Genomic DNA, 14,657 nt, shown 5'->3' on the forward strand with positions numbered 1-14,657 from the left:
GTCTCAGCCCTGGTACGGCGGCGCGGCTCCCCAGTTCCACTTCGGCACCGGCTGCTCCGCCGGCGGCTTGGCGTCCGGTCCTGAGAAGTGGACCGCGAGCCGGGTGCCCCACTCCACGTAGGCGAGGAACGCCGAGCGGAACTCCGCGTCGGTGGGCAGGCCGGCCTCGTCGGCCGCGTCCTGGATGAGGTTCACCCAGCGGCGGCGCTGCGGCTCGGTGATGCCACGGCCCAGGTGCTTGGCGACCATGTGGCCGTGGCCGCCCTGGGTCTCGGAGTAGGCGGCCGGGCCGCCGAAGACCTCCGCGAGCCAGAGGGCGACGTGCTCGGCGTGCTCGGGGGCCAGCCCCGCGAACACCGGGGCCAGTAGATCGTCGGCCAGGACCTTCTCGTAGAACACCGTGGTGAGCCGGCCGAAGGCCTCCGCGCCGCCCGCCCACGCGAACAGGGTGGGGACGGCGGCGCCCCGGCCGCGGACCGTCGTCGGTTTGTAGTGGCGCATCTCCTCGATGTTCTCGATGTACGGCCGGATCTCGGCGAGGAAGTCCGGGAACAGCTCCGACTTGCGGAAGCCCTCCAGGTGGTCCTCGGTGGAGGTCCAGGTGATGCGCAGGACGAAGTGCTCGAAGTCCTCCTCGCAGCGCGCCAGTTCGTAGTCGACGCACTGCGGGGCCGCCGCCAGCTGGGTCGCGGCGTGTGTGTAGGCGGACAGGAACTCCGCCGAGCGGTCTTCCGGGATGCGGTAGCGGATGTACTCGACGGTCTCTGTGGTCATGGCCTCACACAAACACGGACACCCCGCCGGAGGCTCCCCTTCCGACCCGGAGTTCGCTCTGGGCTCACCCCGGGCCGGCGGGAAGGGGCACGGTCAGTCCGGGCTCGAGCGGAGCGCCCGTCAGCGCGGTGGTGTCGAGGTAGCGGATCTCGTAGGAGCGCTCGGTGAACCTCCAGCCGTCCGGGGTGCGCTGGTAGCGGTCGTGGTACAGGGCGTGGTTGGCGTGCGAGCTGCCGTCGCGCATCCGCCCGAACTCCGCGATGTACGCCCGCCCGTACGCGCTGTCGCCGTCGATCCTGATCACTCCCGGGTGCACGGTCTGCACGAAGTACTCCCATACGCCCCGCAGCCGTGCGATCCCCTCGCGGATCTCCTCGGGGCCGGTGAACTCGACGCCGGCGGCGGGTATCCGCAGGACGCCGTCCTCGGCGAACAGCGCGGCGAGGCGCTCGTAGTCCCGCAGCATCCCCGCGTCGGTGAACTCGCCCGGCAGTGCCTGGATCTCGATGCGGTCGGTGATGGCCCGCAGATCGGTCATGGGTCTCCTCCTCGGTGTCACCGCTACGACGACACGGCCCCCGAGAATGTGAGGACCTCACTTTTCGGGGTGCTGTCTCGTCGTACCGGCAAAGTCGTACCGGCAAAGGAGACGACCGTCATGAGCACACCGTCCGAGCCGGCCCTGAGCGCGATCATGGGTGAGCGGCGCCGGCTGATCAACCTCGCGTACCGGCTCCTCGGGTCCCTCGCGGACGCCGAGGACGTCGTGCAGGAGACGTACGCCCGCTGGTATGCCATGCCGCCCGAGCAGCAGGCGGCGATCAGGTCGCCGGGCGGCTGGCTGACCACGGTCGCCGGGCGGATCTGCCTGGACGTGCTCGGTTCGGCGCGGGCCCGGCGGGAGAGGTACGTCGGTGAGTGGCTACCGGAGCCTGTGCCGGACAGCGCGGAGTGGACCGGCACGCCGGCGGATCCAGCCGACCGGGTCACCCTCGACGAGTCGGTCGGGATGGCCTTCCTCGTGCTGCTGGAGTCGATGACCCCGGCCGAGCGGGTGGCGTTCGTCCTGCACGACGTCTTCCGCTACCCGTTCGCCGACGTGGCCGAGATCGTCGGCCGTACCCCGGCGGCCTGCCGTCAGCTGGCCGTGTCGGCCCGCCGGCGCGTGCGCGAGGCCCGGCCCACCACGACGTCGACGGCCGGGCAAGCGGGTGTGGTGCGGGATTTCAAGGAGGCCTGGCAGGCGAAGGACATCGGCGCTCTCGTCCAGCTCCTCGACCCGAACGCCGTGGCGACCAGCGACGGCGGCGGCCTCGTCACCGCATTGCCCGTCCCGCTCCACGGCGGTGAGCCGATCGCCCGCTTCCTGGCCGGCCTCGTCACCGGGGCCCCCGGACTGGCCCTTGTGGAACGCACGGTGAACGGCCGGCCGGGCCTGGTGGTCGAGGTGGACGACACCGTTCAGGCGGTCCTCGCCCTCGATGTCGAGGACGACCGGGTCACCCGTATCTGGGCGGTACGGAACCCGGAGAAGCTGCGGCCCTGGACGGCGGGCTGAGGCACGGAGAAGGCCCGCCGGAAGCAGTGCTTCCGGCGGGCCTTTCCCTTACTGCGTCCTACAGATCACTTTCCGTAGTACGCGTTGTAGATCGAGATCGTCGACTTGTTGCCCTTCTTGTCGGCGATCTTGGCGTGGAAGGAGATGGCCTTCCCCTTCGCCGGGTTCTTCACGGTGATCTTGCCGCCCGAGACCGTGACCTTCTTCCAGGTCTGGCCGTAGTCGTACGACACGTACACCGCGAGGGACTTCAGGTTGGAGCCCTTGGCGGAGCCCTCGACGGTCAGCGGGATCTTGACCGTCTTGCCGGCCTCGACGCGGCTGTCCAGACCCGTGGCCGCGTTGAAGCGGACCGTGGAGGCGGGCAGCTTGGTGAGGTCGGCCGTCTTCTTGGACGAGAACGTCCAGCTGGCGTCGATCCGGGTGGAGGCCGCCGCGACCTTGACGGTGCGCTTGACCGAGGTCGTCAGCTTGTACGAGGCCTGGCCGGCCGGGACCTTGAAGGTCTTCTCGCCGAACAGCGGGTCGTCGTTGGAGCCGACCTTGACGCCGTTCTTGTACAGCGTGGTGTTGACCGAGGTGAACGCCGAGGAACCCGCGTGAGCGTTGGCGTCCGCGAACAGCGGGAGGGAGCCGAAGATCTCGTTGCCGCTGCGGTACAGACCGAAGTCGGCGTTGAGATGCGGGCCGAAGACCGCGGTGTTGAAGGTCTTCCCGTAGGACTTGCCGCCCTTGAAGGACTGCGCGGCGCCGAGCGTGTAGTACGCGTCGGCGATCGGGAAGCCGTCCGGGTCGACACCGCTGTCCTGCTCGAAGTCCATCCCCCACTTGACGCCGCTGAGGGTGGACAGGTGCAGGGTGCGGGTGCTGGGCAGGGTCTGCTGGATGGCGATCGAGGAGGCGGAGAAGGAGCCGGGCAGCCAGCCCACGGCGTTGATCGAGCCCTTCTTGCCGCTGGCGGCGGCGCCCATGCCGACCTTCACCTTGGCCAGCTCGCTCGCCTTGTAGTGCTTGGTGTAACCGGTGGCGAACTGCTTGACCTTGCCGCCGGCGACGGTGTCGTACTGCTCGGTGGCGCCCTTGCTCCAGTGGCCGTCGAACTGCTCGGTGAGCGAGCCGTCGGTCACCTGCGGACCGACGTGCGCGGTGTTGAAGCCCGCGTACGAGTCCAGGAACCAGCCGAAGCCGTAGCCGCCGTCGGGCGTCTCGATCTGGAAGCCGGGCGAGACGAACTCCGACTTGGCGGCCGCGTCCGGCACGGTGATGTCGACCGGCTTGGCCTTGCGCGCGTCCAGCGTGACCGTCGTGCTCTTGGTGACGTTCAGCTTCGGCTGGACCAGCCAGTCGGTGCCCTTGGTGACGTCCTTCGGGTCCACGAAGGTCGTGGTGCTGAGGACGTAACCGCCCTTGGGCACGCGCACGGTGACGGTGCCGTCCTCGTCGTACGGCGTGTACCACTTGCCGTTGCCGAGGCCGGAGATACCGCTCAGGTCGCTCGAGTAGTTCTTGGTCGGCTGACCGTCACGGCCGAGGACCTTCAGCGTGACGTCGTACGACTCGACCTCGCGCTGCACCGCGGCCGCCGTGCGGACGGTCTGGCCGCCGCCCGTCGCGGTCACGTACGCCGAGTAGGCACCGTCGAGCGTGCCGCCCAGCTTGGTGTTGACGGTGAGGTCGACGGATGCCGTGCCGCCGTTCGCCGGGACCGTCACCGTGGTGGCGCCCAGCTTGAAGAAGCCGGCCGGAGCGGCCTGGCCCTTCGGGTTGGTGGCCGTCGACGACAGCTTCAGCGTGACGTCCTTCGTACCGAGGTTGCGGTACGTCACCTTCTTGGTGTCCGGCTTGTCGTCGGTGTGCGGCCACGACTGCGTGCCGAAGCTCACCGACACCGGGTCGGCGATGACGGTCTGCTTGATGGCCTGGTCGACCTGGATACGGCCCGAACCCTGCTGGAACGGGGTGTACTTGCCGCCCTTCGTGGAGCCCGTCAGGGCGCCCTTCAGTTCGGCGTAGCCCCAGTCCGGGTGCTCCTGCTTGAGGATCGCCGCCGCGCCCGCGACATGCGGGGTCGCCATCGACGTACCGGAGATGGTGAGGTAGCCGGCCGGCTTCTCGCCGACCTCCTTGGCGATGAGGCTGCCGGGAGCGGCGGCCGCGGTGATGTCCACGCCGGGCGCGGTCACGTCGGGCTTGATCTGCCCGTCGAGGCCGGGGCCGGTGCTGGAGAAGGACGCCAGCTTGTCCTTGTCGTCGACCGCGCCGACGGTCAGGGCCGAGGCGGCGCTGCCCGGGGAGCCGATGGTCTGGTCGCCGAAGTCGCCCTCGTTGCCGGCGGCGATGGCGAACAGGATGCCCTTGGTCTCCGAGAGCTTGTTGACCTCGGCTTCCAGCGGGTCGATCTCCGGGGTGTCGCCGCCGCCCAGGCTGAGGTTGACGACGTCGGCGCCCTGCTCGGCCGCCCACTCCATGCCGGCGAGGATCTCAGAGTCCTCGCCGTAGCCGTCGTCGCTGAGCACCTTGCCGTTGAGCAGCTTGGCGCCCGGCGCCACACCCTTGTACTTGCCGCCCGACTTCGCGCCGGTACCGGCCGCGATGGAGGCGACGTGGGTGCCGTGGCCGAACTTGTCGGTCGCGTCGGCGGAGGTGGAGAAGTTCTTGGCCGCGATCACCTGGTCCTTGAGGTCCGGGTGGGTCGCGTCGATGCCGGTGTCCAGGACGGCGATCTTGACGCCCTTGCCGTCGTAGCCCTTGGCCCAGGCGGTCGGGGCGCCGATCTGCGGCACGGACTTGTCGAGGCTGGCCTTGCGGACGCCGTCGAGCCAGACGTGCGCGATGCCGGAGGCGGTCTTGTCGCCGTTGGTGACCGCGTCCCACAGCTCGGGCGCGTCCTCCTTCGGCGTCTGTACCGCGTCGGCGTTCAGGGAGGCCAGGGAGTGGCGGAGCGTGCCCGCGTCCCGGACGTCGCCCTTGGCCGTGCTCGCCGCGCCCTTGTAGCCGACGATCACCTTCAGTCCCTTGCTCTGGGACTTGCGGGTGGCGGCCTTGTTGAGCTCGGTGACGTCGAACAGCCGCTGGTCGAGCTTGCCGCTGGACACCAGGCGGACGACGTCGGACGGCAGCACATAGGTGTGGCCGTCGGCCTTGCGGAGCTGCACCGGTATGTGTTCGCGGCCCTTCGCGGGCTCCAGGCCCACGACGCGGCCCTTGGCGTCCACGACGACGCGGTCACCGGTGATCAGGGTGATGCGGTGCTTGGGCGTGAGCTGCGCCTTGTTCGACTGCGAGACGCTCGAAGTCTTCGCATCCGCCGACGCCGGGCTGGTCATGCCCGCCGCGAGCGCTACCGCGGCCGCTGTGGCGATCGTCGCCGCGCATGCCTTTTTCACTTGTCTGCGCAAGTTTCCCCCTTGCAGAAGGACCGGGTGAATTCCCCGTTCACCCGGGCGGGGGCAGACTCGCACGCATATACGTGCACCCCCCGGTGCTCGAAGTATGCCGAGGGGTGATCACGACCTCAATAGACAACTGCCCGACAGCAAAGTCTGTTACAAGACTGCCGGGTTCAGAGGGAGTTGGGGTTCCCGGCTCAGGAGACGGCGTTCTCCTTCACCGTGATCCTGCCCTTGCGGATGGTGGCGAGGCGGGGGGCCTTCTTCGCGATGGCGGAGTCGTGGGTGACCATGATGAAGGTCAGCCCCAGCTCCTTCCACATGCGTTCGAGTACGTCCATGATCTCGTCGCGCATCGACTCGTCGAGGTTGCCGGTGGGTTCGTCGGCGAGGAGTACCTTCGGCTGCTTGACGAGGGCGCGGGCGATGGCGACGCGCTGCTGCTGTCCACCGGACAACTCGGAGGGCAGATGCCTCAGTCGCTCCCCGAGCCCGACGGAGGTGAGGGCCTCGGCCGCCCGCTCCCGTCGCTCCTTCACCTTCACGCCGAGGGGTACGAGGGCGGTCTCGACGTTCTCCTGGGCGGTGAGGGTGGGGATGAGGTTGAAGGACTGGAAGACGAAGCCGATGTTCTCGCTGCGGACCTTGGTGAGCTTGGCCTCCGACAGCTTGGCCAAGTCGGTGCCGTCGAGCACGACTTCGCCCTCCGTGGGCTTGTCCAGTCCGCCGAGCATCTGGAGCAGGGTGGACTTGCCGCCGCCCGTGGGGCCCTGGATGACGAGACGGTCCCCGTCGGCGATGGTGAGGTCGACACCGGCGAGCGCGTCGACGGTGTCCTTGCCTCGGGAGTAGCGCTTGGTGACGCTTCTGAGTTCGTACATGGTGACTCCTGGGTGGGTGGGGTTGGAGGTGGGCGAGTCGTTGTCGGCGGCGGGCCGGCCGTGCCCCGAAGGGGCGCGGGGCCGTATCGATCAGCGGCTCCGCCGCGTGGGCGCGACCGGCCACGACGCACCCGCAGCCGCGAGACGGCATGGCGAGGCACGTCCGTAGGCGCACCAGCGCGGGTGAGCGACGGCCGGCCACCGCCGACGGCCACTACTCGACGCGGCGCAACGCGTCCGCCGGCCGCAGCCGCGACGCGCGCCAGCCGCCGAACGCCCCGGCGATGAGACCGCCGGCCACCGCCAGCCCGACCGCGATCGACACCGTCGTAAGGCTGACCGGAGCGGTCAGGGAGACGTCCAGCGTCTTGGCGGCCGCCCGACGGCCGAACCCACCGCCGAAGCCTCCGCCGCCACCCGTGCCACCACCACCGCCCAACTGGGCCTGCAGCGTGGGACTGATGGCCGTCACGACGTACGCGCCCGCCAGGCCCAGCGCGATGCCCAGCGCCCCGCCCAGCAGCCCGTTCACCATCGCCTCGCCGACGACCTGCCGGGTCACCCGCCCCGACTTCCATCCCAGCGCCTTGAGCGTGCCGAACTCCCGCACCCGACGGGACACCGCGGACGAGGTCAGCAGACCGGCGACGAGGAACGCGGCGACCAGCACGGCGATCGACAGCCACTTGCCGACGTTCGTGGCGAGCGAGGAGGCCGTCGACAGCGACCCCGACACCGTGTCCGCGAGGTCCGCCGAGGTCGTCACCGTCGTACCCGAGATGTTCTTCTGGATCGTCGACTTGACGGAGTCGATCTTCTGCGAGTCGGTCGCCTTGACGTAGATCGTGGTGACCTTGTTCTTCGAGTCGCTGAGGGTCTGCGCCTGGGTGAGCGGGATGTAGACGTTGGCGGCCGCGTCCCCGCTGTCCGCGGTGGCGATACCGATCACCTTGAACTTGACGCTCTTGATGGTGACGGTGGAACCGACCTTGAGCTTCTTCTCCTTGGCGTACGCGGAGTCGACGACGGCGACCTTCGCCGCGCTCTCGGTCGACGTGAACGTACGGCCGCTGGTGATCTTGGAGGAGGTCAGCGGGCCGAGGGCCGCCTTGGTGACGTCGGTGCCGTAGACGGAGTAGTTGTTGACGTCGAAGTTCGCGCCGCCGCCCCGCACTTCACCCTGCGGCTGACCGGTGCCGCCGCCGTTCCGGCCGCCGCCTTCACCGCCCCCGTTGCCGTTCCGCTGGAACTCGCCGCGCGTGAACTGGCCGTTGATCTTGATGACTTGCAGGCTCAGCCCGCCGACCGCGTCCGAGACCCCGGTCTGCTGGTCGACCTTGGAGACCGTGGAGGTGGACAGGGTCTGGAACCCCTGCACCAGCACCCGGTCGCTGCTCTGCTCCGAGTCGGAGCCATTGTCCTGCGCGTCGAACTGGAAACGCGGCCGCTCCGACGAACTGGCCTGCGGCTGGGCGGCCTTGGTGACCGTCATGTCGGTGCCCAGCCCGTACAGCGACTGCAGGACCTTGTCCTGGGCCTTCCCCATGCCGGACGACACGGAGCTGACCACGATGACCAGCGCGATCCCGAGCGCGAGCCCGGAGGCGACGACGAGGGCCGCCTTTCTGCGGCGGCGCAGTTCGCGCCTCAGGTAGGTGAAGAACATGGCCGCAAGCTAGGTACGGCGCGTGATGACTCCATAAGCCACGAATAAGAGCTGCATGAGAAGGCTGTCTGTGAGCCGGCAACCACCCCGGACGAGCCTGTCAGAGATACTCCTACGGCCTCGCCTCACTCGGCCCGGACGCGTAGCGCGACCACGGGAGGAAACGCGGGAAGGCGGCCACCCCCCAAGGGGTGACCGCCTTCCCGCGTCAGTCGGCCGGCGTCCGTCAGACCGCCGACCCCGCCTTCCAGTCCGCCCAGTTCAGGTTCCAGCCGTTGAGGCCGTTGTCCGGGGCCACCGTCTTGTCGCCGGTGTTGGAGACGACCACCACGTCGCCGACGATCGAGTTGGTGTAGAACCAGTAGCCCGCCGTGCCGGTGTCGTTGGCGCCCTTGGTGTCGGACAGGCCCACGCAGCCGTGGCTGGTGTTCACGTTGCCGAAGACGGACTTGGCGCCCCAGTAGTTGCCGTGCACGAAGGTGCCGGAGTTGGTGAGCCGGATGGCGTGCGGCACGTCCTTGATGTCGTACTCGCCCTTGCCGTCGTCGTCGGTGAAGCCCACGGTCGCGCCGTTCATGCGCGTCTCCTTGAACTTCTCGGACATCACCATGACGCCTTCGTACGTCTTGTTCTCCGGCGAACCGGCCGAGATCGGGATGGTCTTGATCGTCGTGCCGTTGTGCGTGATCTTCATCTGCTTGGTCTTGGCGTCGACATACGAGACCTGGTTGCGACCGATCTTGAACGTGACCGTCTTCTGCTGGACGCCATAGACACCGGAGGCGCCCTCGACACCGTCGAGCGCGAGCTTCAGCGTGACGGTGGAGTTCTCCTTCCAGTAGTCCTCGGGGCGGAAGTCGATGCGGTTGGCGTTGAACCAGTGACCGACGACCTCCTGACCGCTGCTGGAGGAGACGGTGATGCCCTTCTGGACGGCCGCCTTGTTGCTGATCGCCTTGTCGAAGTTGATCGACACCGGCATGCCCACGCCGACCGTCGAGCCGTCCTCCGGCGTGAAGTTGCCTATGAAGCTGTTGGCCGGGGAGACCGTCGTGAACGAGGCGTTCTCGTGGGCCACGAGACCGTCGGTGTCCTTGGCCTCCGCGGCGACCTTGTAGGTCGTCGAGCGCTCCAGCTGGGTGTCGGGCTTCCAGCTGGTCTTGTCGGCGGACAGCTCGCCGGCGACCTTCGTGCCGTCGGTCGTCGTCATCGTCACGTCGGTGAGCGTGCCCTTGCTCACGGTGACGGCGGCGGAGTTGTTGATGGAGGCGTTGTCCGTGCCGTCCTTGGGCGTGATCTTGATTTCGGCCTGGGAGCTCTTCTTGGCCGCCGCCTCGTCGGCCTTGGCCTGTGAGGTGTCGCCGCCGCCGCCGCTCGACGAGGAGTCGTCGCCACCGGAACAGGCCGAGAGCACCAGCACCCCGCCGAGCAGTGCGGACGCGACCGTCAGGCCCCTGCGCCGCTTACTGACCGTCATCACACGCTTCTCCATCGTCGCCGAATCCCAGAAACCCCGAGAGTCCCCGTCAATAAAACCTAAACGCTACGACCGGTTCGTCCCGTTCCACCTTTTGAGAAGGTGTGGGGCACACCACGTCCGCCGTGGCGGAGGGTGTGGCTGTCGGTGCGTGCGACCCATGAGACGACGAAACCCCGGACGGCGGTTGCCGCCCGGGGTCACGTTTTCCCCAAGCGCGCTCAGCCGACGGCCTCTTCTTCCTCGTCCTCCTGGACATCATCCTCGTCGAGGTCCCAGTCCGGCGAATCCGGGTCGTAGTCGATCTGCTCGCTGCTCCAGGAGGCCTGGGCCAGTTCGACGCCCGCCAGGTCCCCGACCAGGTCGAACGGGTCCACGAGGTAGGCGAGCGCCTCCGCAGTGTCTTCCGTCACAGCACCCTCGGCGTGCGCCCGCTCGTCGTCCGGCATGTCCGGATCCTCCGCGATCCGCGCCAGCGCGGCCCGGGTCACGGCGTCCTGGTCGTCGACCTCGACGACGAGTTCCACCCGAAGCCGTACAAAACGTGATGTCTCTTCAGTGCTCATGCCCGGAGCGTAAAGCCCATCCCTCCCGTGACTTTCCCGTGACCCGCGCCTTTCACTAACATCGCCCCACACGGCCAATTCGCCAGCACCACAAGGGGATCGATATTCCGTGTCATCCGTTCGCCGTCCGTTGCTGACCGCCACCGCCGCGGGGACCCTTCTGGGCGCCCTGTGGTTCGTCCCGTCCGCCAACGCATCCCAGGACAGCCCGGCGAGAACAGAGCCGTCCCCGCAGGTCACAGCGCAGGCGCGGGTCACGACCACGAGCGCGGAGACGTCCGTGGACGACACGCGGCTCGCCGACACCGGCAGCTTCGACACCACGCCGTACGTCGTCGGCGGCACCCTGTTCCTCACTCTGGGTGCGGGCTTCGTCGTCTATTCGGTACGTCGCGAACGACTGGGGTTTTAAACGGGCTTGACGTGCTCTTGACCCGGCCTTCATAGTCCGCGCATGAAGAGATCATCGACGGTGCGCACAGGTGTCACGGCGGCCATGGGTGTGCTGTCGCTCGCGCTCATCACCGGGTGCGGCGGCGGCTCGGACGACGACTCGAAGGCATCCGAGAGCCCCCGGCCGTCGGAGGCGTCCGCCTCGCCGGCCACGGCCGCCGCGAAGGCGCTCGGCGCGGCCGACCTGGAGAAGCTGCTGCTCGTCCAGAGCGACCTGCCCAGGGACAAGATCGCCGACGGCGACGACACCCTGCCGAAGTCCCGGAGCGAGCTGAAGACGGACAAGGCCGCGTGCGCCCCGCTCGCCTACGCCCTGACCGGCCTGCCCCCAGGCGACACCGACACGGGCGCGAGCAACACCGTCACGTCGGAGGAGCGCGTCGGGAACTCCTTCAACGTCAGCATGACCAGCGTGGGCCTGTCCTCGTACGAGGGCGACGGCGCCGCGAAGGCCCTCAAGGCCGTCTCCGACGGGATCGCCCCCTGCTCCGGCGGGTTCGGCATCACGGCCCAGGGCGAGGAGATGAAGATCACCAAGATCGCCACCGGCAAGGCTTCCGGCAAGGGTGACGACTCGGTGGCCTTCGTCCTGGACGCCGACATGGACGGCGAGGGCACGGGAACCTTCACCGTGGAGGCGGTGCGCGTCGGTACCGTCGTCTCCACGTACTACTCGGTCGACTTCGCCTCGATGGAGAGCGGCAAGACGTCAGCCGTCCCGCTCGCTGTGATCGACGCCCAGGTGGGCAAGCTCAAATAGCGCTCCGTGCCCCGCCGTCGTCGTACGGCGGGGCCCGTCCCCCTTACCGCAACGGCCCGGTGACCGTCTCCACCGCCTCGACCAGCCGCCCCTCGCGCACGAACGCGTCCGCCGCGGCGAGGTCCGGCGCCAGGAACCGGTCGGGACCGGGACCCTCGACACCCGCCTTGCGTACGGCGCTGATGACGGCCTGCGTCGCCGGCGCCGGGCTCAGACCCTGGCGCAACTCGACGGCGCGCGAGGCGGCGTAGAGCTCGACGGCGAGAACCCGGGTGAGGTTGCCGACGGCGGTGCGCAGCTTGCGCGCGGCCGACCACCCCATCGAGACGTGGTCCTCCTGCATGGCGGACGACGGGATCGAGTCCGCGGACGCCGGTACGGCCAGCCGCTTCAACTCGCTGACCAGCGCGGCCTGCGTGTACTGGGCGATCATCAGCCCGGAGTCGACACCGGCGTCGTCCGCGAGGAACGGCGGCAGCCCGTGGGACCGGTTCTTGTCGAGCAGCCGGTCGGTGCGCCGCTCGGCGATCGACGCGAGATCGGCGACGGCGATGGCGAGGAAGTCGAGGACGTAAGCGACGGGCGCACCATGGAAGTTGCCGTTGGACTCGACGCGACCGTCCGGCAGGACGACGGGGTTGTCCACCGCGGACGCCAACTCCCTCTCCGCCACCAGCCGCGCATGCGCCATCGTGTCCCGCCCGGCCCCGGCGACCTGCGGCGCGCAGCGCACGGAGTAGGCGTCCTGGACCCGGGGCGCGTCGTCCTGGTGATGCCCGGTGAGCTCCGAACCCTGCAGCACGGCCAGCATGTTGGCGGCGGAGGCCCCCTGGCCCGGATGCGGCCGGATGGCGTGCAGCTCGGGTGCGAGCACCTTGTCGGTACCGAGCAGGGCCTCCAACGACAGGGCGGCGGTGATGTCGGCGGACTTGTAGAGCATGTCCAGATCGGCGAGCGCCATGACCAGCATCCCGAGCATGCCGTCGGTGCCGTTGAGAAGGGCGAGTCCCTCCTTCTCCCGCAGCTCGACCGGCTCGATCCCGTGCTCGGCGAGCAGCTCACCGGCAGGCCGCACCACACCGTCCGGCCCCTCGGCGTCGCCCTCCCCCATCAGCGTGAGGGCACAGTGGGACAGCGGGGCGAGATCACCGGAGCAGCCGAGCGAACCGTATTCGTGGACCACCGGTGTGATCCCGGCGTTGAGCACGTCGGCCATGGTCTGCGCGACCTCGGGCCGCACCCCCGTGTGTCCCGAGCAGACGGTCTTGAGCCGCAGGAACATCAGCGCCCTTACGACCTCCCGCTCCACCCGCGGCCCCATCCCCGCGGCGTGCGAACGGACGATGTTGCGCTGCAGTTGGGCGCGGAGCTCCTGGCTGATGTGCCGGGTCGCGAGGGCACCGAAGCCGGTGCTGACGCCGTAGACGGGCTCGGGCTTGGCCGCGAGGGCCTCCACGATCCCGCGGGCCGCGGTCAGAGCGGCGACCGCCTCCTCGGAGAGCTCGATGCGGGCACCGCCTCGTGCCACGGCAAGGACGTCGGACGCGGTGACCCCGGACGTCCCCACCACCACAGTGTGCATATCCATATTCAGGAGCGTACGCATTGAATTCCAGGATGTCACTACTGGGTCGGGGTTACGCCCCTTACACGTACGCACCCGCTCAGGGCAGTCGCCCACGGAACTGCCGCCGCTCGGCCGTCTCCCCGGAGGGAGCGGCATCGGCCAGCCGTACGACGGGATCGTCGGGCCCCGCGCGACCCGCGACGACGGGCTTGACGGCGCGTTCGGCCTTGGCCCGGTACTGCGCGGCGTCGGCGAGCCGGAACAGCCGCCGGGCGGACTGAACGGGCCCGATCGGATCCGCGGTGGAGGCGACACCACAGGCCACCCCCTCGCCCAGTTCCAACTCCCCGGCCCGCCGGCAGAGTTCATCGGCCGCCTTGACCACGTCGTCGGCGGACGGGCCGACGGCGAGCAGACAGAACTCGTCCCCGCCGAGCCGCGCGGCGAGGGCGCCCGGCAGCATGGCCCCGCACAGCGAGAGCACCGAGCCGAATCGTTCCAGCAACCGGTCGCCCACGGCGTGCCCACGGGTGTCGTTGACCCGCTTGAGCCCGTTCAGATCACAGACGACGAGGCTGACGACGACACCGTCCCTCTTGTGCCGGTCGACGGCCTCGTCGAGCCGCACGTCAACGGCACGGCGATTGGCGAGCCCGGTCAGCGCGTCCGTGAACGCCAGCCGTCTCGCCTCCTCCAGCCGCTCCGCCTGGGCGATTCCGGCGGCGACCACGGAGGCCAGAACGGTGGCGAAGTCGGCGTCCTCCCGCCCGAAGACGGGGGCACCGGCGGGCCGGGCGACATACAGCTCCCCCCATGCCCGCCCGTTCAGCACGATCGGAGCGACGACACAGCTCCCACGGCCCCTCCTGCGCAGCGCGGCGACACGCTGATGCACATACCCGGGCCGCCCCCCGGCCGCAGGCCCCTCCGCCGTCTCGACCCACGCGTTGGGCTCACCGCCCCCGGCCCACCGCTCGTGCAGAAACTCGGTGATCTCCGGAAACTGGTGCACGGGGTAGGCCTCACCGTCGGGAAACTCCTCCTCACCGGCGGCCAGCTCCCCCACGTTCACCAGCACCCTGAGCCGCCCGAGCTCCCGCTCCCACACGGACAACGCGGCAAAACTCCCCCCGAGCGCACGGCACGCCCCAGCGGCGGCGGCCCGCCACGCCTCCCGCGAGCCGTGGGCCGCGGCCATGCCCTGAGCCAACGCCACGACGGCGGCCAGCCGGATGTCCTCACCCATCACTCCAGGCTAGGGAGGATTCGGGTGGGGGCTCGGTTGTGGTTGGGCCGTTCGAGAACACGGTCAGCTGCGCTGGGCCTGAGCCGGGCGCCTACGGGAGTGCCAGGGTCGGTTGTCGGGCGGGTGCGGGTCCGTTGTGGCTGGTCGCGCGGGCAGCTGCGCTGGGCCTGAGCCGGGCGCCTACGGGGGTCCCACACCGGGCCCTTGCGCGTGTACAGGCCAGTGGGGGCTGGGCGCAGTTCCCCGCGGGCAGCTGCGCTGGGCCTGAGCAGGGCGCCTACAGGGGTGCCACACCGGGTCCTTGCGCGTGTACAGGCCAG

The 14,657-nt window shown here is 69.4% G+C and carries 12 protein-coding genes; 3 read left to right on the forward strand and 9 right to left on the reverse strand.

The window, feature by feature from the left end; all coding sequences use genetic code 11:
* Window positions 1–3 precede the first annotated feature (3 nt).
* On the reverse strand, window positions 4–774 hold the full coding sequence (locus AQJ46_RS06750) for a group II truncated hemoglobin (protein ID WP_059204715.1): 771 nt from the start codon (window positions 772–774) through the stop codon (window positions 4–6).
* Between the two features lie 64 nt (window positions 775–838).
* Window positions 839–1,312, reverse strand: a complete 474-nt coding sequence (locus AQJ46_RS06755) for a nuclear transport factor 2 family protein (protein WP_059204716.1) — start codon at window positions 1,310–1,312, stop codon at window positions 839–841.
* Between the two features lie 120 nt (window positions 1,313–1,432).
* Here AQJ46_RS06755 and sigJ point away from each other — a divergent pair, with 120 nt between their 5' ends.
* The gene (gene sigJ, locus AQJ46_RS06760; protein ID WP_059204717.1) at window positions 1,433–2,332 is read left to right on the forward strand and encodes an RNA polymerase sigma factor SigJ; all 900 of its coding nucleotides are present in this window, start codon (window positions 1,433–1,435) and stop codon (window positions 2,330–2,332) included.
* A gap of 65 nt (window positions 2,333–2,397) precedes the next feature.
* Here sigJ and AQJ46_RS06765 read toward each other — a convergent pair whose 3' ends face one another.
* The 5 genes from AQJ46_RS06765 to AQJ46_RS06785 all read right to left on the reverse strand — a co-directional run bounded on the left by AQJ46_RS06765 (window position 2,398) and on the right by AQJ46_RS06785 (window position 10,311).
* Window positions 2,398–5,718 carry a S8 family peptidase gene (locus tag AQJ46_RS06765; RefSeq protein ID WP_059204718.1) on the reverse strand — a complete coding sequence of 1,107 codons (3,321 nt, stop codon included), beginning with the start codon at window positions 5,716–5,718 and terminating at the stop codon, window positions 2,398–2,400.
* Window positions 5,719–5,918: 200 nt separating this feature from the next.
* Window positions 5,919–6,602, reverse strand: coding sequence for an ABC transporter ATP-binding protein (locus AQJ46_RS06770; RefSeq protein ID WP_059204719.1), 684 nt, complete (start codon window positions 6,600–6,602; stop codon window positions 5,919–5,921).
* 214 nt (window positions 6,603–6,816) lie between these two features.
* Window positions 6,817–8,268, reverse strand: coding sequence for an ABC transporter permease (locus tag AQJ46_RS06775; RefSeq protein ID WP_059204720.1), 1,452 nt, complete (start codon window positions 8,266–8,268; stop codon window positions 6,817–6,819).
* Between the two features lie 226 nt (window positions 8,269–8,494).
* Entirely contained in the window at window positions 8,495–9,760 is a 1,266-nt protein-coding gene (locus AQJ46_RS06780; protein WP_059204721.1) for a L,D-transpeptidase, read from the reverse strand.
* A gap of 206 nt (window positions 9,761–9,966) precedes the next feature.
* Window positions 9,967–10,311 carry a hypothetical protein gene (locus AQJ46_RS06785; protein ID WP_059204722.1) on the reverse strand — a complete coding sequence of 115 codons (345 nt, stop codon included), beginning with the start codon at window positions 10,309–10,311 and terminating at the stop codon, window positions 9,967–9,969.
* A gap of 130 nt (window positions 10,312–10,441) precedes the next feature.
* On the opposite strand from AQJ46_RS06785, the gene AQJ46_RS06790 reads away from it, so the two are divergent.
* Together AQJ46_RS06790 and AQJ46_RS06795 are read left to right on the forward strand one after the other, a co-directional pair.
* Window positions 10,442–10,723, forward strand: a complete 282-nt coding sequence (locus AQJ46_RS06790; protein ID WP_057607672.1) for an LPXTG cell wall anchor domain-containing protein — start codon at window positions 10,442–10,444, stop codon at window positions 10,721–10,723.
* A gap of 42 nt (window positions 10,724–10,765) precedes the next feature.
* Window positions 10,766–11,524 (forward strand): hypothetical protein, encoded by a 759-nt coding sequence (locus tag AQJ46_RS06795; RefSeq protein WP_059204723.1) that lies wholly within the window; start codon window positions 10,766–10,768, stop codon window positions 11,522–11,524.
* 43 nt (window positions 11,525–11,567) lie between these two features.
* Here the strand turns inward: AQJ46_RS06795 and hutH are convergent, their stop codons facing one another.
* The gene (gene hutH / locus AQJ46_RS06800; protein ID WP_059204724.1) at window positions 11,568–13,106 is read right to left on the reverse strand and encodes a histidine ammonia-lyase; all 1,539 of its coding nucleotides are present in this window, start codon (window positions 13,104–13,106) and stop codon (window positions 11,568–11,570) included.
* 82 nt (window positions 13,107–13,188) lie between these two features.
* Complete coding sequence (locus tag AQJ46_RS06805) at window positions 13,189–14,337, reverse strand: GGDEF domain-containing protein (protein ID WP_057607675.1); 1,149 nt, start codon at window positions 14,335–14,337, stop codon at window positions 13,189–13,191.
* Window positions 14,338–14,657 lie beyond the last annotated feature (320 nt).

The organism is Streptomyces canus, from assembly GCF_001514145.1.
Lineage (GTDB): Bacteria > Actinomycetota > Actinomycetes > Streptomycetales > Streptomycetaceae > Streptomyces > Streptomyces canus.